General features: G+C 63.1%; 15 protein-coding genes. 7 read left to right on the top strand and 8 right to left on the bottom strand.

Annotated features, from left to right (window positions below):
• Positions 1-20 precede the first annotated feature (20 nt).
• Positions 21-2,747, top strand: a complete 2,727-nt coding sequence (locus V7R84_RS02935) for an FAD-binding and (Fe-S)-binding domain-containing protein (protein ID WP_338571860.1) — start codon at positions 21-23, stop codon at positions 2,745-2,747.
• A 21-nt stretch (positions 2,748-2,768) separates the two neighbouring features.
• Here V7R84_RS02935 and V7R84_RS02930 read toward each other — a convergent pair whose 3' ends face one another.
• The gene (locus V7R84_RS02930) at positions 2,769-3,365 is read right to left on the bottom strand and encodes a response regulator transcription factor (protein ID WP_338571859.1); all 597 of its coding nucleotides are present in this window, start codon (positions 3,363-3,365) and stop codon (positions 2,769-2,771) included.
• Positions 3,362-4,534, bottom strand: coding sequence for a sensor histidine kinase (locus V7R84_RS02925; RefSeq protein WP_338571858.1), 1,173 nt, complete (start codon positions 4,532-4,534; stop codon positions 3,362-3,364). Before V7R84_RS02925 ends, V7R84_RS02930 begins: the two co-directional genes overlap by 4 nt.
• 87 nt (positions 4,535-4,621) lie before the next feature.
• Between V7R84_RS02925 and V7R84_RS02920 the strand changes: the two genes are divergently transcribed.
• The gene (locus V7R84_RS02920; protein ID WP_338571854.1) at positions 4,622-5,788 is read left to right on the top strand and encodes an acyltransferase family protein; all 1,167 of its coding nucleotides are present in this window, start codon (positions 4,622-4,624) and stop codon (positions 5,786-5,788) included.
• 45 nt (positions 5,789-5,833) lie between these two features.
• Here V7R84_RS02920 and V7R84_RS02915 read toward each other — a convergent pair whose 3' ends face one another.
• Positions 5,834-7,897, bottom strand: coding sequence for a bifunctional metallophosphatase/5'-nucleotidase (locus V7R84_RS02915; RefSeq protein WP_338571853.1), 2,064 nt, complete (start codon positions 7,895-7,897; stop codon positions 5,834-5,836).
• A gap of 191 nt (positions 7,898-8,088) precedes the next feature.
• On the opposite strand from V7R84_RS02915, the gene V7R84_RS02910 reads away from it, so the two are divergent.
• The 3 genes from V7R84_RS02910 to holA are packed head-to-tail and all read left to right on the top strand — an operon-like array spanning position 8,089 to position 12,192.
• A complete protein-coding gene (locus V7R84_RS02910) occupies positions 8,089-8,898 on the top strand; it encodes a ComEA family DNA-binding protein (RefSeq protein ID WP_338571852.1) in 810 nt (269 codons plus the stop codon).
• A complete protein-coding gene (locus V7R84_RS02905; RefSeq protein ID WP_338571849.1) occupies positions 8,895-11,210 on the top strand; it encodes a ComEC/Rec2 family competence protein in 2,316 nt (771 codons plus the stop codon). Before V7R84_RS02910 ends, V7R84_RS02905 begins: the two co-directional genes overlap by 4 nt.
• Positions 11,211-11,238: 28 nt before the next feature.
• On the top strand, positions 11,239-12,192 hold the full coding sequence (gene holA / locus V7R84_RS02900) for a DNA polymerase III subunit delta (RefSeq protein WP_338571847.1): 954 nt from the start codon (positions 11,239-11,241) through the stop codon (positions 12,190-12,192).
• A gap of 12 nt (positions 12,193-12,204) precedes the next feature.
• Here holA and V7R84_RS02895 read toward each other — a convergent pair whose 3' ends face one another.
• Together V7R84_RS02895 and rpsT are read right to left on the bottom strand one after the other, a co-directional pair.
• Positions 12,205-13,695, bottom strand: coding sequence for a DUF1846 domain-containing protein (locus V7R84_RS02895; protein ID WP_338571844.1), 1,491 nt, complete (start codon positions 13,693-13,695; stop codon positions 12,205-12,207).
• Positions 13,696-13,791: 96 nt separating this feature from the next.
• On the bottom strand, positions 13,792-14,055 hold the full coding sequence (rpsT, locus tag V7R84_RS02890; RefSeq protein ID WP_338571842.1) for a 30S ribosomal protein S20: 264 nt from the start codon (positions 14,053-14,055) through the stop codon (positions 13,792-13,794).
• Positions 14,056-14,246: 191 nt separating this feature from the next.
• Here rpsT and lepA point away from each other — a divergent pair, with 191 nt between their 5' ends.
• Both lepA and V7R84_RS02880 read left to right on the top strand, forming a co-directional pair.
• Positions 14,247-16,070: a translation elongation factor 4 gene (gene lepA / locus V7R84_RS02885; protein ID WP_338571840.1), complete on the top strand. Its 1,824-nt coding sequence runs from the start codon at positions 14,247-14,249 to the stop codon at positions 16,068-16,070.
• 111 nt (positions 16,071-16,181) lie between these two features.
• Positions 16,182-16,385, top strand: coding sequence for a hypothetical protein (locus tag V7R84_RS02880; RefSeq protein WP_338571837.1), 204 nt, complete (start codon positions 16,182-16,184; stop codon positions 16,383-16,385).
• Between the two features lie 41 nt (positions 16,386-16,426).
• Here the strand turns inward: V7R84_RS02880 and V7R84_RS02875 are convergent, their stop codons facing one another.
• Genes V7R84_RS02875 through V7R84_RS02865 form a run of 3 tightly spaced genes read right to left on the bottom strand, consistent with a single transcriptional unit; the run spans position 16,427 to position 19,400 of the window.
• Positions 16,427-17,251, bottom strand: coding sequence for a carbohydrate ABC transporter permease (locus tag V7R84_RS02875; RefSeq protein WP_338571834.1), 825 nt, complete (start codon positions 17,249-17,251; stop codon positions 16,427-16,429).
• Positions 17,248-18,141 (bottom strand): sugar ABC transporter permease, encoded by an 894-nt coding sequence (locus V7R84_RS02870; protein ID WP_338571832.1) that lies wholly within the window; start codon positions 18,139-18,141, stop codon positions 17,248-17,250. The genes V7R84_RS02875 and V7R84_RS02870 overlap by 4 nt, the downstream gene beginning before the upstream one ends.
• Positions 18,138-19,400 carry an ABC transporter substrate-binding protein gene (locus V7R84_RS02865; protein ID WP_338571831.1) on the bottom strand — a complete coding sequence of 421 codons (1,263 nt, stop codon included), beginning with the start codon at positions 19,398-19,400 and terminating at the stop codon, positions 18,138-18,140. The genes V7R84_RS02870 and V7R84_RS02865 overlap by 4 nt, the downstream gene beginning before the upstream one ends.
• Between the last annotated feature and the right edge of the window lie 18 nt (positions 19,401-19,418).

Here is a 19,418-nt window from a genome sequence, read left to right as displayed (position 1 = left end):
AGGGAATTAGTCTCTTCCGTATGGCAACGATGCTTTCTTCCAAAGCGATAGATCGTCTCGCTATGGCGCACGACGCCTCTCATTACGCCTTCACTCCGATGCAGGTATCAAGGCCGCAGAGCGTCAACGACATCCTGGATCTGTTTGCTCATGCTCGTCGTGAGGGTTCTCCGCTGACCTTCCGTGCCGGCGGTTCCAGCCTGTCTGGTCAATCCGCCGGTGATGGAATCCTCGTCGATTCGCGACGAGGGTTCCGCGGGATCCAGATCCTTGACGAGGGACGTCGAGTGAAAGTCTCCCCTGGGGAGACCATTCGTGCTGTCAATGCTCGCCTGGCCCGGTACGGATACAAACTCGGCCCCGATCCGGCAAGTGAAATCGCCTGCACCATCGGCGGCATGGTGGCCAACAATTCCTCTGGCATGCAGTGCGGCACCACCGAGAACTCCTACGCAACCTTGGATTCACTGGAATTTGTCCTGGCTTCCGGAACCCGGATCGATACCGCTGATCCGGACGCCGCCCGAAAATTCGCCGAGGCTGAACCCGAACTTGCATCGGGGCTGGTGAAGCTGCGTCAACGGATCCTGGACAACCCGGACTCAGTGAACATCATTCGTCGCCAATTCGCGATGAAGAACACCATGGGTTACGGGATTAACTCCTTCCTGGATTTCGAAACCCCCCTTGAAATAGCAAGGCACCTGATGATCGGCTCCGAGGGAACCCTTGGGTTCGTGGCCTCTGCCACCTTCCGAACCATTCCGGTGGCACCCCACGCGGCCTCAGCCTTGGCGATCTTCCCGACCCTCCGGGAAGCCACGGCTGCGCTTCCTGATCTGGTGGCCGCCGGTTTCGCGGCCATCGAACTGTTGGATGCGCAGTCGCTCAGGGTGGCGCAGACACTTCCTGAAGCCACTCCAGAAATCCTGGAATTGGACGTGACCGGCCAGGCCGCGTTGCTCCTGGAACTCCAAGACGCCACCGCCGAGGGGGTCGAGGGGAAGATCGAAGCCGTGGCGCCCTTGCTGGCCTCTTTGCCGTTGACGAGCCCCACCCAGGCCACCAACCATGGACCCACACGCGCCCAACTGTGGCACATCCGCAAGGGCCTGTACACCACGGTCGCCGGACACCGCAATCCCGGTGCGACCGCCCTGCTCGAAGACATCGTGGTGCCCGTGCCGACGCTGCTGGACACCTGCACCGAGCTCATCAAACTGTTCGGGCAGCACCAGTACGAAAACTCTGTCATCTTCGGCCACGCCAAGGACGGCAACGTCCATTTCATGCTCAACGAGAATTTCACGGATCCGGCGTGTATGGAGCGCTACATCCACTTCACCGAGGACATGGTCGATTTGGTGATCGGATACGGTGGGAACCTCAAGGCTGAGCATGGCACAGGGCGCATCATGGCCCCGTTCGTAGCTCGCCAGTACGGGGATGAACTCCACCAGGTGATGCGTGAAATCAAGCGCCTGTTTGATCCGGCGGGAATCCTGAACCCGGGTGTGGTGCTGACTGACGATCCGCAGGGCTACCTGAAGAACCTCAAGTTGGTGCCCAGCGTCGAGGATGAGGTGAACCGCTGCGTGGAGTGTGGTTTCTGTGAACCTGTCTGCCCCTCCCGCGAACTCACCCTCACTCCGCGGCAACGGATAGCGCTACGCCGGGAACTGGCCTCCAAGCAGCTTGATGAGCAGCTTCTGAAGGATCTCAACAAGGACTACGACTACTACGCGATCCAGACCTGTGCCGTCGATGGCATGTGTGGGGAAGTCTGCCCTCTCCACATCAACACCGGCGACCTGGTACGTAGATTGCGCGCCGAGCAGGCCAACCGTGTGCTCGGTGGAGTGTGGGGGGCTGCCGCCAAGGCCTGGGGACCGTTCACGAAAGGTGCCAGCGTCGCGATGACCACAGCGCACGCCGTCGCCCCGGTCGCCTCGGGTATCACCAAGGTGGCGCGCAAGATCATCAGCCCGGACGTTATGCCCCAGTACTCGAAGGACCTCCCCAAGGGTGGTAGGCGCCCCAAAGCCCGGAACGCGGAGGTCCCGGTGGCCTTCTACCTCCCGGCCTGCATCCAGACCATGTTTGCTAGCGGTGTTCCCAAGGCGTTCACCATTTTGTGTGAACGCACCGGAGTGCCGGTGACCACGCTGAACACCGGAAGCCTGTGCTGCGGTACCCCGTGGAAGTCGAAGGGTTTCTTGAAAGGATACGAGACCCAGCTCAAACGGGCCGAAGAGCGTCTCGCCGGCAGCCCGGTTCCTATCGTGGTGGACGCGGCCAGCTGCACCGAGGGCTTCCACGTCATGCAGTCGAAATCCTCCAGCGAAGATTTCAAGGCCGTTCAGATAGTCGACGTGGTCAAGTTCGCCCACGAATGGCTCCTGCCGCACCTGACGGTGACCCACCGCCTGGGCTCCATCGCCCTGCATCCCACCTGTTCGTCCACCCACCTCGGGTTGAACGACGCGCTCAAGGGTTTGGCGGAGGCGATCGCGGACGAGGCCTACGTACCGCTGGACTGGGGCTGCTGCGCCTTCGCCGGTGACCGCGGAATGCTCCACCCGGAGCTGAACGCATCGGCCGCGAAGCGGGAAGCCGCGGAGATCAACTCCCGCCACTTCGATGCCTACGCCTCGCTTAACCGCACCTGCGAGATCGGCATCGGCAGGGCGACGGGCAAGCCCTACGTCCACATCCTCGAACTCGTGGAGCAGGCCACGCGTCCCTGAACCCGGCGCGGGGGTCGGTTCTCAGACCAGCCCCCGCTCCCAGGCCTCCCGTACCGCGGCCGCCCGGTCCAGCACCCCCAGCTTGGCGTAGACGTGGGCCAGGTGGGTTTTCACGGTGGCCTCGCTGATTCCGAGCCTCCTCGCGACCGCCCGATTGGTCAGGCCGTCTGCAACCAGCTCCAACACCTCGATCTCCCGGTCGGTGAGCGACAGCTGGGAGCTGTGGGAGACAGTGACATGTGCCCGGGGGGAACCGCTCATCAATTCCCGGACGGCTGCCACGAGCTGGTCACGGGGTAGGTCCTTCAACAGGTATCCGTCGGCACCCGCCGCCATTGCCCTGCGGATGTCGCGTTCCGTGTCGTAGGTGGTGAGCACAAGAACACGGGGACGTCCACCCCGTTCCCGCAGCTGCCTGATGGCTGCGAATCCGTCGCCGCCGGGCATCCGGAGGTCCATCAGCACCAGGTCGGGATCGTGTTTGGCCACGACAGCCAGGGCCTCGGGGCCGCTCTCGGCCTGCCCGACCACATCGATGTCTTCCTCCAGGGCGAATATCCCGGCGAGGCCATCTCTGACGATTGGATGGTCGTCTACCACCACTAGACGGAGAGTCATGAGGGAACCACCGCTGTCACCGTGCATCCTTTCCCCGGCGCACTGTCCACTCTCAGAGTGCCGCCGATCTCCGTGAGGCGATTACGCATGCCGGAAAGCCCGTGCCCGGCTGCAAAGACGGGCGTGAAGCCGACACCATCATCGGTGATACGGATCCGTGGCCCGGTCGGCGTGCCGTCGAGGCGCACCCACACCCGATCAGCGTCACTGTGCCGGGCGATGTTGGCCAGGGACTCCTGAGCGACGCGTACCAACACCCCGTCGTGCGGCGAGGCGGTCGGGGCATCGTCGGCATCCAGTTCAGTGACGATACGGTTCATCCGTCCCCAGCCCCTGATGATTTCGTGCAGGGCATCAGAAAGGGGCTCGCCATCCAACTGGCGTGGCGCCAGAGCCTGCACTGCCCGCCGGGCCTCCGTGAGGCAGTCCCGCGCCACCTGCTCGGCTCGCCGGACCCTTTCTCGGGTGAGGTCATCCAAGGAGGAGGGGAGCGCTTCCAATTGGCGGATCACAGCGATCAATCCCTGCGCCACGGTGTCGTGGATCTCGCGCGACAATCGCCCCCGTTCCTGGTCGATACCCATCTGGCGGGCCTGCGCCATCAGTTCCTCGTGCAGGGCCAGGTTGGCCGCGTTGGCCTTCGCCAGCCGCTCGGCTGTCTCCTCCCGGATTCGCATCTGACGTTCGCGTTCCCGGCTCAGGGTTAGCATGAGGAAGGCTATCCCGATGTTCACCAGGGCCAGCAACGGGAAAAGCCAAGGAGTAGCCGAGGTCCCGGGGATTCCACCGGCCTGCCCGAGCGCGATCACCAGCCCTGTGGCGATGGTGGCGGGCACCCGGAAGGAGCCTGTGACCAAGCGTTCGACATCCGGATAGCTCGAGAACACGTAGATGCACATGAATGGGTTGAACAGGGAGGCCGCCAGGGCAAGCAGCAGATTGCCCGCCACGAAAACGAGTGCCGCACGGCTTCCCCTGGACGGCGGCCGGACCGCCACGAGCACGCGGCTGAGCAGGATCAGGATGGCGGGGCACAAAGAGAAGAGCATCCCTCCGGGCTCGATGAGCGGGCCCGTCAGGGCCCAGCCGATGATCACCGACACGGTGAGCAGCACGAAGGGCCCCCAGCGCGTCGCTTGGATCATGATCGGGCTCTCGTAGCGTTCCACCGGACCATTGTCCTGGTCCGGTGGAGGGAACCGCCATCCACCGATCGGACGATGGTGGAGGCGAGTCAGGAATCGTAACTTCGAATTATGACCACCGAAAACTGCCTTCACGAACCCGGCACTGCTCGTTGCGATGTCCTCCCGCAACGTCTCCACGGCCTTGACGCCGTCCGTTCCGGCGCCCTGCTGCTCGGCATAGTCCTGCACTCGTTGCTGCCCTTCACTGACATCGTCTGGATGATTAACGACTCTGAGCGCAGCATCGTTGCCCTGTGGGTATCCGGCACGATCCACCTGTTCCGGATGGTGTTGTTCATGCTGTTGGCGGGCTATTTTGGGCGGATGGTCACCCTGCGGCGTGGGTCCGGCAGCTATTTTCGGGATCGCGCGAAGCGGATTCTGCTGCCTGCCGTCGTCTTCTGGCCCTTCACGGTCATCCCGCTTGGTCTCCTTGCCATGTACGGGGCCTCGGTCCGAGGCCTGCCGGCGCCGATGGCCTCGGAGCCGACCTCACCTCTGATGATGTTTACCCCGGGGCAGCTCTGGTTCCTGTTGGTGCTGTTCGAGATCGCCACCCTGGTGCTTCTCGCCCGGGCCGTGTTGCTCCGGTTTCTGGGTGCGGAGCGCGTCGGGCGGGCCGCTGCTCGGATTGGTGACATCTTGTCTCACCCGGCCGGTGTTCTTTTTCCAGCCCTAGTCTTCGTTGCAGCATTGCTGCTCCAGGGTGGGGAACCAGCGGGTGGGATCATCGCCCCGACCACCATCGTCCCGGAAGCGGCGTCGACGCTCGGTTACCTGGGGGCGTTTGTGACCGGCTGGTTCCTGCACGCCTCCCCGGGGTCCATGCGACGGATCGCCCGGAACTGGCTACCGATGCTCGCGTTGGGTCTCATCGCGACGGTGGTCGTGTGGTTCCCGGGCATGACACGAGAAGCGGTGATGGTCGCCGTCGCCCTGGCGGGCTGGCTGCTTGGTTTCGGTCTGCTGGGTGCTGCGGTGCGATTCCTGAACCGGGAACATACCTGGATCCGCTATCTTGCGGACGCCTCTTACTGGATGTATCTGGTTCACCTGCCGCTGCTGGTGCTGTTCGAGATCCCGCTGGCCGACCTGGGATGGCCGATCCTGGTGAAGCTCCTGCTCACGTGGGCCGTCACCACTGCGGTCCTGCTGACCACCTACGAACTGCTGGTCCGGCACACCTGGCTGGGTGCCTGGCTCAACGGCAGGCGCTACCCGCGTCGGTTGCGTTGATCGGGCGGTGAGGGGACGGGATTCCTCCCGTCCCCTCTCGTTTCGTCACGAGCCGGTTCTGGGGAGCCCGGGCCTAACGGGAGTCGGTGATGGCGTCTCCGTCGGAGCCGGTTTCGTCGGGGCCGAGGTGCACGACGAATCGTCACCGGTGATGTTCACCTGCCTGTGGGCGAGGGTTCCCGAGGGGGTGAATTTGAAGGTCAGCGTTTGGGTGCCGGTCGGTGCGGAGCAGTCGCCGGGCAGCGTGACAGCGACTTTCGCCCTGCCGTCGGCCACGGCACCGCCGCCCACCCTGGTATCGCCCAGGAAAGCCTCGACACCAGTGTTAGCGAGCGCCGGACTGACCTTGGCTGGGGCCTTCGGGGAAGAACCGGTAGCCTCGCCCAACAGGAAGTCGATGCCCTCCCGCGCCTTCGTGTCGCCACCCGGAACATCGAAGTTGAAAGTGGCGGTTCCGCTGCGCCGGTTGATTTCAATGGGGGCATCAATCAGCGACAGGCCGCGCTTGACGTAGCTAGGGGAGAGTGTCTGCTGGGTTTTCACCCAACTGGTCCAGGCCTCCAGATCGACGCGCCCCGTGTCCCGGGTCTCGGTGCCCTTCGCGAACTCCCGGAAATTGTCCCCGCCCGCAATCAGGAAGGAAGTGGAACCAATGGTGTAGAGACGTTCCGGATCGAGCGGGGAGTCTCCGACGAAAATCGATGTGATCCGGTCCCCCTCCGGGCGGGACTCGTCATAGGTGTACGAGACGTTGCTGGACAGGCCCAGGCGCAGGAATGGACGTGAGGGGATCTCGCCCTTTTCGTTGCGCTGCCACTGCTGCTCCAGGACCATCTTGAATTGGGCCCCGGTGAGTCGGGTGGTCATCAGGGTGTTTGCGAACGGCAGCGCGAGCGCGGCTTCCTTGTAGGTGATCTCCCCGGAATTGAAGCTGTCACGTGTGCCGCCCGGGTTCTGGACACCGATGAAGTACGGATCATCACCGCTCAGCACCTCTCGGAACATCTGGGCCACCGTGTTACTCATGGGGGACTCCACATCCCGGACGTCGGAGTTGCCGGTTGGTGTCGAGACGGCCTCGGTTGCCCGACCGATCACCTGGGCGCCGATCTCATCGGCCTTGGTGGTGGCGGCGGAGACGATGTCGGTGATTTCCCGGACGCGCGGCAGGCTCATGTCGAATGCCTTGGGGTCGATCCTGATGGTGGTGTTGGAGATCCCGCATAGGGCGCCGTCGCCGGTGACCCCGGCCTTGAGTTCGTTCAAAGCTGCTGCGTATGAACCGGCCTGGGTGAACAGCTGTCCCTTGTCGTTGGTCCACGAATAGGTCTGGTGGGTGTGTCCGCCCACTACCACGCGAATTCTCGGGTCGATTCCCGTCCACATCTTCCGGAAATTCGGGCTGGCGGCGGCTTGCTCGTCGCCGGTGCCTTTTCCGTTCGGTGCTCCTTCGTGGATGGACGCGATTATCAGATCAATTCCCTCGGGAAGCTGGGAAACGGTCTCGTTCACGGCCTCCACGGGGTCACCGATGGTCAGATCAGAGAGGCCGGCGGGGGAAACGAGGGAGGGCAGGTCCCCGGTGACGGCGCCGATCACGGCGACGTCGAGTTCTCCGACCTTGAAGGTCGTGTACCGCTTGAGTGGGGAGGCCACCTGCTTGGTTCCCTTGAAGTAGACATTCGCCCCGAGTTGATCCACTCCGGGCACAGCGGAGTTCACGCGCCCCGCGAGGTCGGCCCAGCCCTTGTCGAACTCGTGGTTGCCCACGGTTCGTGTGCTGAGTTTGGCAGCGGCCATCACTTTCAGAGTGGGGTTGTCGTCGTCGGCCATGGACTCGAACGTGGAACCTCCGATGTCGTCCCCGCTGCTGATGAGTGCGACGTTCGCGTCCCCCTGGGAAGCGCGGGCCTTCTCCACGGGGGTAAACAGAGCCGCGGCGTTCGCCAACCGACCGTGGAAGTCGTTGTAGGTGAATACCGAGACGGTGCTGGTGGGTGTGCAGCCGACCGGTTCGGCCACTGCGCGAGGCTGCGCCATGAGATGCGTTCCGAGTCCCAGACACAGGGCTGCCAGCCCAGCGGTGAAGCGTTTCCTGAATGGAATCATGAGCAACTCCAGGTGTTTTGTGGTCGACGCTGTTGTCGATCTCTCCGAGGTCACCTTCCGACCAGGACCTAGGGTCAGTCAATAAGTTAATCTTTTGTTAACTCAGAGTTAATATTCAGGTAATTTTTTGGGTTTCCAACAGGTTCGAGAACAGGTGGAGGATCCGATTCTGAAACGCCCAGAGTGTTGGCATGGGGAGTCTTACGGAGCAGCAGCAGATCGAGCGGGCACGGTTGGCGCTCGTCGCATCGGGGCAGGCCCCGCTCGGTGCGGCGCGTCGAGCGGATGACGTGCCGCCTGGGAATGATGGACTCGAGAAAGAAGGGTCTCCTGTGTCCTCCGGCCAGGAGGCTTTCACGGGGTGGCGGCGGATGGTGATGCTCGGTCGCGAGCACATCATCGTTGTGGTGGCCCTACTGGTCGGTGTGGTGTTAGTGACTATCTACGCTCTGGGACAAAGCTCTGCGACGGAACTGCCAGCTGCGTCGCCAGGCGTGGTGTCAGTCCCGACTACGACCGCATCACCGGGCCCCGAGGGCTCTGCGAGCCGCGGCTTGGTGCGGGTTCACGTTCTCGGGGCGGTAGTCAAACCCGGGGTGGTATCGGTTCCGGAAGGAGCCATCGTGCAGGACGTGATCGAGGCCGCCGGGGGACTGGCGTCGGGGGCTGATCCCGGGGAGCTGAATCTTGCGGCCCCAGTTGGGGACGGACAACAGATCATAGTGGGGACCTCGGAATCGCCTCGCGGAGAGGTCGTGGATCCTGGTGGTGGCAGCCCGGCGACAGGAGCGGCAACAGGTTCCGGGACGAGGCTCGTGAACCTCAACCGAGCCACATCGCAACAGCTTCAGGAGCTCCCGGGAGTTGGCCCCGTCTTAGCCGAGGCCATTATCAAGTGGCGTACCGACAACGGTTCTTTCACCAACATCTCGCAGCTACGGCAGGTCTCAGGGATCGGGCCGAAGCTGTTCGAGAAACTGTCGCCGCTGGTGACCCTGTGAGCGGGCACGACTGGCGGCTTGCTCCGCTGGCGGTTGCTGCTTGGGCGGGCTGTTGGCTAGGAACGTCGGGGTGGCGTCCTGAACTGGGGGTGCTTCTCGGGTGTGCGGGGTTCCTGGCGGTGTGTGTCCTGCTTGTGCGGCGCGTCTGGGTGGGGTTTGCTGCCTGTACCCTGGTGGTGGCCGTTCTCACATCCGGGCTTCGCTCCTTCGGGCTTCACGACGGTGTGCCAGCCACGTGGGCCTCGGAAGAACCGCTAGCCTCCGCGTTGGTTCGCCTGGAAGGCGAGCCAACCTTGGTGAAACACTCTGGCCGCAGCCTTACGATTGTCCGGGCCACGCTGCTGCAGCTGGAGGTGAAGAAAAAGAGCCTCACCACCTCGCAGCCGGTTCTGCTGTTGGCCGGGGACCAACTGGCCACCGAACTGGCTGGTATCGCGCCCGGCGCGGTCCACCGGGTTCTGGGACGGCTCGGTGCCTCGGAACCAGAATCCCAAGAGGCTTTCGTCGTGCGGGTGAGCAGGATCTCCGGCCAGGTGCGGGCCCCAGATGTGTTCAACGCCTTCGTCAGTACGATCCATGCGGGGCTGCGTGAAGCGGCCTCCCACTCGCCGCCTGAGCAGGCTGCCCTGGTGCCTTCCTTGGTGGTCGGTGATCGCAGTGGGATCACTAAGGAGCTCACTGAGATCTTCCGAGCCACATCACTGAGCCATCTGCTCGCCGTCAGTGGCTCGAATCTGACACTGGTGTTGGGTGTGCTGCTGCTCATTGTGAGGTCCTTGGGGGTCCGCGGCTGGGCTATTCGAGGCATCGCCGCCGGGGGAGTGGCATTGTTCGTACTGGTGTGTAGGGCTGAACCCTCTGTGTTGCGGGCGGCCGCCATGGGACTCGTTGTTCTGCCAGCTACAGGAATCGGGCGTGGCAAGAGCAGTGTTCGAAACCTGAGCATCGCGATCCTTGTGCTGTTGCCCCTGGATCCTTGGTTGGCGCGCTCCTGGGGTTTTGCACTCTCGGCGGCGGCCTGTCTTGGCATCAGCTTGGGAGTGGAACCGTTCACCAGGCTCATGACCGGTTGGGCTCCCACGTGGTTCGCCGAGGCCGTTGCAGTGCCTCTTTCAGCGCAGTTGGCCACGATCCCCCTGACGACGGCACTGTCTGGTCAGGTGTCCGTGGTCGGAGTGATTGCCAATGCCCTGGCTGGCCCCTTCGTCGGCCCCGCCACTGTACTCGGGCTGGTCGCCACCATCCTGATCTGGATCCCACCGCTCGCTGCGGTGGTGGCCTGGTTGGCCGGCTGGGCGGTGCAACCTATCCTCTGGATTGCGCGCTTTGGCGCGGCCATGCCGGGTGCCGTTCTCGAATGGCCCACCACCCCACTCGGAATGCTTACTAGCGCTCTGCTGGCAGGGGTGGTTGCGGTACTGGCCCGAGCTGGGCTCCGACGACGGGTAGGTTTCCTGTTACTGGCGCTTGGTTTGCTACTGGCCGGGTGGATCCGGTCGGTCCCGCTGGACTGGCCGGGACGGTGGCAGGTGGTTTTCTGCGATGTCGGCCAGGGGGATGCGACGGTATTACGGGCAGGCGAAGCAACGGCGGTCCTGGTGGACACCGGCCCGGAACCCGGTCCCACCATCGCATGCTTGGAATCCTTGGGTATCGAACGTATTCCGCTACTGGTTCTGACTCACTTCCATGCGGATCACATCGGAGGAACAGAAACCGTTGTGTCCCGTTTCCATCCGGAGCAGGTGCTGGTCAGTCCGTTGCGTTCCCCCGGTTTCGCGGCGGCTTCCGTCGAGGCTGTGGCGGAGGCCCACGGGGCGCAACTAGTCGTGGCGGAACCGGGGCAGCGCATGAAGGTGGGGGATGTGGATTGGGTTACGGTCTCGGCCTGGCAGCCGGGCGGGGCGTCCGTGGCAGGGGAGAGCGAGAGCTCGGTCCAGAACGACTCCTCTGTTGTGGGAATCGCGGAGGTCTCGGGTCTGCGGATCCTGTTGCCGGGGGATGCAGAACCCGGCGGTCAAGGGCAGGCAATCCGGCGGGCCCGGAACTTGGGTATTCCGCTTTCCGTGGATGTCCTGAAGATCCCCCACCACGGCTCCTCTCGGCAGGAACCAGAATTCCTGGAGGCCTCATCGGCCCAGCTGGCAGTGGCGAGTTGCGGGCTGGAAAACGACTACGGGCACCCGAGCCCCAAGACCTTGAGCAGGGTGACCTCGCTGGGCATGGCGGTGGCACGCACTGACACGGAGGGCAGTATTGCGGTCTTCTCCGGGGATGACCGGCGGCTCGGGGTGCGTCGCTGGCGTGGCTGATGTCGGGGCCAGCTGGCATGCTGGGCGCGTGAACAGTTTCGGACGCACCCTGCTCGTCACCGGTTCGGAATCGCTGCTGGCTGCTCGTGCCATCGACGGCAGGCGCCGGGCCGCCCTGGTGGAGGAACCCGACGCCGAGGTCAACCGGGTCTGTGGGGCGGAACTGGCCGATTCCATGCTCTCGGAGGTGACGGGGGGTTCCCTGTTCTCGAACCACATCGTCGCCATCATCGACGATGTCGGCTCCACCCCACCCGATGTCGTCGACACCCTGGTGGCCCTGGCGAAGAATCCCGGCGACGAGCTGTGCCTGATCCTGTCGCACGAGGGTGGGAACAAGGGCAGGGGTCTGATCGACAAACTGAAGAAAGCCAGGATCGAGACGATTGCTGTGGCGGCCCCCAAGCCTTGGGAGCTGCCGAAGTTCTGCGTGGAGGAGGCACGATCCCGGAAGGTGAAACTCTCCCAGGACGCGGCCGGGGCGCTCGTGGCGGCGGTCGGGAACGACCTGAGGGCACTCACTTCGGCGGTCGCGCAACTCGCCTCCGACGCCGGCGGTGAACCGGTGGACGAGACCTTGGTGCGGAAGTATTTTGCGGGCCGGGCGGAGGTCACCTCGTTCGCGGTATCCGATGCCGTGCTGGCCGGTGACGCGTCGCTGGCGCTGGAGCGTCTCCGCTGGGCCCTCGGGTCTGGCGTTGCCCCCGTGCTGATCACATCCGCAATGGCCGGTGCGTTCCGCGGCATGGGCAAGTACCTGGAGGCGCGGGGGAGTGGCGCCGATCTGGCCCGGAAAATCGGGGTGCCGCCATTCAAACTGAAGGAGTATCAGCGCACCTCCCGGAACTGGCAGCCGGTCGGGGTAGCCGCGGCCATCGGGATCATTGCCCGGGCCGATGCGGATGTCAAGGGCGCGGCCACCAACCCGGACTACGCGCTTGAACGCATGGTGCTTGGCGTCCTCCGGCAGAAACGAGCCTGAAACCTCGCAGGTTCAGTGTTTGCGGTACAGCCTCTTGGTCTGGAACACCGGTTCGCAGGTGACATAGGCTCCCAGACTGCGCAGGATGGCCTCGTCCACGGGGCCGAGGATCACGGTCGAGTGGACGTCACAGCCCCGGATGTTGTGAAGTTCCGCCAGCGCGCGGCGGGCGAAGTCACTGTGGGTGGCACTGACGGACAGAGCAATCAGGACCTCGTCGGTGTGGAGCCGGGGATTCCGACTGCCCAGATGCTTCGTCTTCAGCGTCTGGATGGGTTCGATGGTCTCGGTGGCCAGCAGTTTTACATCCGGATCGATGCCGGCCAGAGCCTTCAGAGCATCCAGGAGCATCGCGGAACAAGCCCCCAGAAGCGGTGAGGTTTTGCCCACGATGATCTGGCCGTCAGGAAGCTGGATGGCAGCGGCCGGTCCCTTGGTGATCCTCTGCTTCTCCAACGCGGGCAACACCACAGGACGGTCTTCACGGGAGATCTGCATTTTGCTCATTAGCAAGGCGATGCGATCCGACTGGATCGGTTCCGACTGGTCCCGGTGTTCAGCTGCCAAGGCCTTGAAATAGCGACGGATCACTTCCTGCCGAGAGGCTTCCTGGCACACCTCGTCATCGCTGATGCACATGCCCGCCATGTTGACGCCCATGTCGGTGGGTGACTGGTACGGAGATTCGTCGAGGAGCTGTTCGAACAGGCGCGTCAGTACGGGGAAGATTTCGATGTCGCGGTTGTAGTTGACCGTCTGTTCCCCGTAGGCCGCCAGGTGGAAGTGGTCGATCATGTTCACGTCGTCGAGGTCCGCGGTGGCGGCCTCATAGGCGATGTTCACGGGATGGTCGAGGGGCAGATTCCAGATCGGGAAGGTCTCGAATTTCGCGTAGCCGGAGCGGATTCCCCGCTGGTGGTCGTGGTAGAGCTGCGACAGGCAGGTGGCCATCTTGCCCGACCCCGGGCCGGGAGCGGTCACCACTACCAGGTCGCGTTCTGTCTCGATGTATTCGTTGTGCCCGTACCCCTCTGGCGAGACGATGCGCGCCACATCGTGCGGGTAACCAGGGATCACGTAGTGTCTGTAGACCTTGATGCCGAGCCGTTCCAGTTTCCGTTTGAACGCAGCGGCCTGACGGTTGTCGTTGGACCAGTGAGAGATGACCACGCTCCCGACGTAGAGGCTGTAGGAACGGAAGGCATCGATATGACGCAGTACGTCGTCCTCGTAAGAGATTCCGAGGTCGGCACGGACCTTGTGGCGGGAGAAGTCCTGGGCGTTGACCACCACCACGATCTCCACATCGTCGGCGAGGCCGGCCAGCATCACGATCTTGTTGTCGGGGGTAAAACCCGGCAGTACCCGGGATGCGTGCATGTCATCGACGAGCTTCCCACCGAACTCTAGGTAGAGCTTTCCCCCGAACTGTCGTCGCCGGGCCTCGATGCTTTCCCCCTGGAGAGTCAGGTACTTTTCCCTGTCGAATCCAACTTTATGCATTGTTCCCCATTCGTTTGTGACTGCCGAAGCATACGCGAAACAGCGCCCGGACCACCGAGTGGGTCCGGGCGCTGGACTGGCCGGTAATGTCTGGGCTCAGTCGAGGGTGTTGACGGTGAGGCTGATCGCCGACTTGCGGTTGGCCGCCTGGTTCGCGTGAATGACGCCCTTGGTGACGGCCTTGTCAAGGGCGCGGTTGGCGACCCGGGAGAGCTCGACGGCCTTGGCCTTGTCGCCCTCGGCGACCGCGGCGCGGAAGTTGCGCACATGGGTGCGCAGCTCTGACTTGATGGCCTTGTTGCGCTGGCGTGCTTTCTCGTTGGTCTTCACGCGCTTCTTCTGGGACTTGATGTTTGCCACTTGGGCTTGCCTCACTAGTCTGGGTTACTCGGTATGTGGGTGCGTTGTAATGACGCGACGGTCCAGACTAGCGGAGCCTCGGGGTGGGTGCAAAATCTCAGTCCCTCCCGGCCTGGTCGCGTCGGGCTCGTGCCCAAAGGCCTACTCGTGAGAAGATGACTCGTCCCGCTCCCGGCCCCTAAGGAGGATGAATGCCCGCTCCCGGCAGGACCGACCCGGCGATCATCCGCAATTTCTGCATCATCGCGCACATCGACCACGGCAAATCGACGCTGGCCGACAGGATGCTGCAACTGACGAAAGTGGTGGATGAGCGCGCCATGCGGGCGCAGTACCTGGACCGCATGGACATTGAACGCGAACGGGGCATCACCATCAAGTCGCAGGCGGTGCGGATGCCGTGGAACGTCGATGGGGTTGAACACGTCCTCAACATGATTGACACCCCTGGGCACGTCGATTTCACTTACGAGGTCTCGCGTTCCCTGGCAGCCTGCGAGGGAGCCATCCTGCTGGTTGACGCGGCCCAGGGAATCGAGGCGCAGACTCTCGCCAACCTGTACCTGGCGCTCGAGGCGGACCTTCACATCATCCCAGTGTTGAACAAAATTGACCTGCCCAGCGCGAACCCGGAGAAATACGCTGCCGAACTTGCCGGCATCATCGGCTGCGACGAGTCAGAGGTGCTCAAGGTTTCAGCGAAAACCGGTGTCGGTGTCGCTGAGCTGCTGGACCAGATCGTCGCCCAGATTCCCGCCCCGGTCGGGGAGCCCGGAGGGGCTGCGAGGGCCCTGATCTTCGATTCCGTCTACGACACCTACCGCGGTGTGGTCACCTATGTCCGTGTGGTCGACGGGGAACTCAGCCATCGTGAACGCATTCTCATGATGTCCACCAAAGCCGAACACGACCTTCTCGAGGTGGGGGTGATCTCTCCAGAACCGAAGAAGGCCGACGCTCTCGGTGTGGGTGAGGTGGGATATCTGATCACCGGCGTCAAGGATGTGCGGCAGTCGCGGGTGGGTGACACCATCACCGGGGCAGCACGTTCCGCCACACAGGATCTTGGAGGCTATCGGCATCCCAACCCGATGGTTTACGCGGGCCTGTACCCGATTGACGGCGATGACTTCAACGAGCTGCGCGAAGCGCTGGAGAAGCTTCAGCTCAACGATGCAGCCCTCACCTTTGAACCCGAGACCTCGGGAGCTCTTGGTTTCGGGTTCCGCGTCGGCTTTCTGGGATTGCTGCACATGGAGATCGTCCGGGAACGCTTGGAGCGTGAGTTCAATCTCGACCTGATCTCCACCGCGCCGAACGTTGTCTACCGCGTCGTCATGGAGGACGGTTCTGAACACACCGTCACGAACCCGTCGGAATACCCGGCGGGCAAGATTGCGGAGGTTCATGAACCGATGGTGCGCGGCACCATCCTCACCCCGTCCGAGTACATCGGCACTGTGTTGGAGCTGTGCCAGACCCGGCGTGGCGTGCAGCAGGGGCTCGATTACCTGAGTGAGGATCGGGTCGAAATCCGTTACGCCCTGCCGCTGGCCGAGATCGTCTTTGATTTCTTCGACGCGCTGAAGTCCCGCACCAAGGGTTACGCTTCCCTCGACTACGAACCCGATGGTGAGCAGGTGGCCGATCTGGTGAAGGTGGACATCCTCCTTCATGGCGACCCTGTCGACGCTTTTTCCGCGATCGTCCACAGGGACAAGGCTTACTCCTACGGCCTGATGATGGCGGGTAAACTGAAGGAACTCATTCCACGCCAACAGTTCGAGGTGCCGATCCAGGCGGCTATCGGGTCGCGTGTCATAGCCCGGGAAACCATTCGGGCAATGCGCAAGGACGTCTTGGCGAAGTGCTACGGCGGTGACATCTCCCGCAAACGCAAGCTCCTGGAGAAACAGAAGGAAGGCAAGAAGCGGATGAAGATGGTGGGTCGTGTCGAGGTGCCGCAGGAGGCCTTCGTGGCCGCCCTGTCCACATCGGAGACCACCAAGAAGTAGGGCGCAGGGCTCGTGGACCAGCAGGTGATCAGCCGGGGGCGACTAGGACTCTCGTGCTGATTTTCATGTCAGCGCGAGAGGTTACGCCCTGGACAAGATGGCGGATCCCTCGTGGATCTTCCAAGTGATTGCTTTTATTTCTACACCGGAGGTGAGGTCGTCGCTTCCCCGGGATCAGCGGAGTGGAACCATGTGCTCTCCGAGATCGTGATGGCTGTGATCGATGCAGGACTGACCTTGGAGCTGCTCACGGAACACGACAGCGTGCCGCGGGATGCCCTGCCCGGGATGATGGTTGCCGACGCCCAGGGGTAATACCGACTGGTGTGACGGTGGTTCTGGCGGGTGAGGTCGGTTCAGCGCAGTCCGGAAGTGGTCAGCCCCTGGACCAGGAAACGCTGCAGGAACAAGAAGACCACCAGCATCGGCAGGATCGCGATCAGCGAACCCATGAAAAGCTCCGGGTAGCGCACGGTCTGGCTGGTCATGTACTGGCTGAGCGCCACCTGGACGGTGCGCGTCGCCTCGCGGCCAACCAGCGAGGGCCACAGGAAAGCGTTCCACGAACCGATCAGCACGATCGTCCCGACCGCTGCGACGGTACCTGTGGAATTGGGCACCACGATTCGCCAGAAAGCTGTGAATGGGTTGCACCCGTCCATCAGCGCCGCGTCCTCCAGCTCGGATGGGAAATCCAGGAAAGCCTGCCGGAACAGGTAGGTGGCGAAGGCGGAGAACATGCCCGGGATCACCAGTCCGCGGAACGAGTCGATCCAACCGAACTGAGCCGTGATGATGAACATCGGGACGAACGTGGTGGCCGCAGGCACCATGAGGGTGAATACCGTCAGACCCAGCACCACCTTCGACAACCGGTGGGTGAAACGTGCCAGCCCATATCCGGCCATCAAGGAGACCACCACGGTGCCCACCGTCTGCAGAATGGTCATGATCGCCGAGTTCAGCAACCCCCTCAACACGCCCGTCGAATCGGAGGACAGCATGGAGTCCAGATTGGCCAGGTTGAGTTGGTCCGGTAGCCAGTTCCAGCGGGGAGAGGTGATGTTCTGGTTCGTAGAAAAGGCGTTCCGGACGATCACGTAGAACGGCAGCAGGAAGAGCAGAGCCAGCGCCGTAGCCACTCCGTAACGCAGCGCTGTGACGAGCCGGGAGGATCTCATCTACGCTGCCTCCCCAGAACCCAGTTCTGCAACAGACCGAAAATCACGATGATGCTCGCCAGGATCATCGTCCCGGCGCCCCCAACCCCCAGGTCCTGCTGCCCGCCTCCCAGGGCGGTCAGGTACAGGTGCACCAGTGGTGGACGACCGTAGGGCGGGTAGGAACCGATGGAACCCAGCAGGTTGTAGAACTCATCGAAAGCCTGGAAGGCCCCGATCAGCAGAAGCATGATCACCGCTGCCGAGGTGGCGCGCAGCTGAGGGAGGGTGATGTGACGCAGCATCCGCCAGCCGTGCGCCCCGTCGAGCGCGGCCGCCTCGTAGGTTTCGGGCGGGATGCGTTGCAGGCCTGCGATGAACAGGATCATGTAGAACCCGACCTGCAGCCACAAGCGCACCGTGACTAAAGCGAGCCAGTACAGGTTGTCGCCACCGCCGAGCCAGTTCACCGCATCCCCGCCGAAGGTCCGGATTAGGGAGTTCAACAAACCGAAACGGGTTCCGGAGAAGAACCCGAACCGCCACACCAGGGCCGCGACCACGTAGGAGACAGCGGTCGGGATGAAGAAGGCGGAACGGAAGAAGGCCTGCCCCCACCTCAGCCCATTCAGCAGCAGTGCCAACCCCAGCGAGCACACGTAGGTGAGCGGCACGATGAACACAGCGAACGCCGCGAATACCAGCAACGAATCCCGGAACAGGGGATCACCCAGCAGCTGCGCATAGTTGTCGAAACCGACGAAACGCGTCGGGGTGAGTGTTTGGTGGGCCTCGTGGAGGGACAGCCAGGCGCTCCACAGGATCGGGATGTAGACGAACACCAGCAGTCCCAGGGCGAACGGTCCCACGAAAACCGGGAACCAGCGTTCCCGGCGTCGAGTCAGGCTCACCCTTTCAGCTTCGCGAGTTCGGTGGCGGCCAGGTCCGCGAAACCGGCGAAGGCCTGAACCGGGTCCTGACCCTGCACTACGACATTGCTGACGGCCGCTGAATAGGTGTCTCCCAGGGAACCCGACCACATGATGTCGTTGGCGAAGCCGTGGTTCCCGACGAACTCGGCGGCCTTGGCCCCGGGACCGGACTGCAATTTCTTGGCTGTGGCCACGAGCGACTTGCGGGCCGGGATGTGGGTGCCGTAGGAATCGGAGAAGTCCACCTGCTTGTCAGTCTGATCGATCCAGAGCCATTTCACGAACTCCTTGGCGGCCGCGACGTTCTTGCCCTTGGCGGCGATGCAGGAACCGAAAGCACCGAATGGCACCGCGACTCGTCCCTTCGCGCCGATGGCGGGGAACGGCAGCACGCCGACGTCGTCGCCGTGGGCGGCGATGATCTCGGGTAGTGACCACAAACCACCCCACTGCATCGCCGTCTCGCCGTTGACGAAGGCGGCACCAGAGAACCAGTCGGCTGAGGCGGCCTTCAGCAGCCCGTTGGACTGGTGGAAGTCTCTGTAGGCGGAAAGGGCTGCATAGAAATCATCGGTGAGGAAGGCCGCTGCGGTGCGATCCGCATCGAGCTGGTCGTGGCCCGAGGCCCAGATCAGCAGGGTTCCCAAAACGTCCACCCCGCCCTTGTTGCCGGCGAAGAACCCACCCATGTCCGAGGTGGCAACGGCATTTGCCGCCTTCACCAAGTCCTCGAAGGTTGCTGGGGCAGCCACTCCCGCGGCCTGCAGTAGGGAGGGTCGATAGTAGAGAAGCTGCATATCGATGGTCTGCGGGATGCCGTGGATCTTCCCGTCGAAGGTGAAACGTTTGATGACGGCCTCGTTGAAATCATCACGAACCGGTGCGATGAGTGCGGTCAGGTCCTCCAGCTGCCCGGAACGGATCATGTCGAGTGAGCCGCCTTGCTCCACCTCGAACACATCGGGAACATCATCAGTGAGCAACTGGGCAGCGAGAATACTTCCGTAGTCACCGGGATTCCATTTCACATCGACTTTCGCGGCGGTGTACTCGGCAGCGTAGCGTTCGACAGCCTCTTTCACCCCCTCCTCTCCGTATTGGTGGTACCACTGGGTCAGGGCTGGGCCACCGCCCGACGACTCTTTGCCGCCGAGCCCGGTGTTGGAGCCGCAGGCGCTGAGTGTGGCCGCAGCTGCGAGGCCGCCAAGTCCTAGGACGTTTCGACGAGTCAGGTTCATGTCCAGAGTCTTTCACCA

Origin of the sequence: Arachnia propionica (assembly GCF_037055325.1) — a bacterium.
Classification (GTDB): domain Bacteria; phylum Actinomycetota; class Actinomycetes; order Propionibacteriales; family Propionibacteriaceae; genus Arachnia.
The sequence above is the reverse complement of the archived record's forward strand: the minus strand, read 5'-3'. Positions and strand labels throughout refer to the sequence as shown.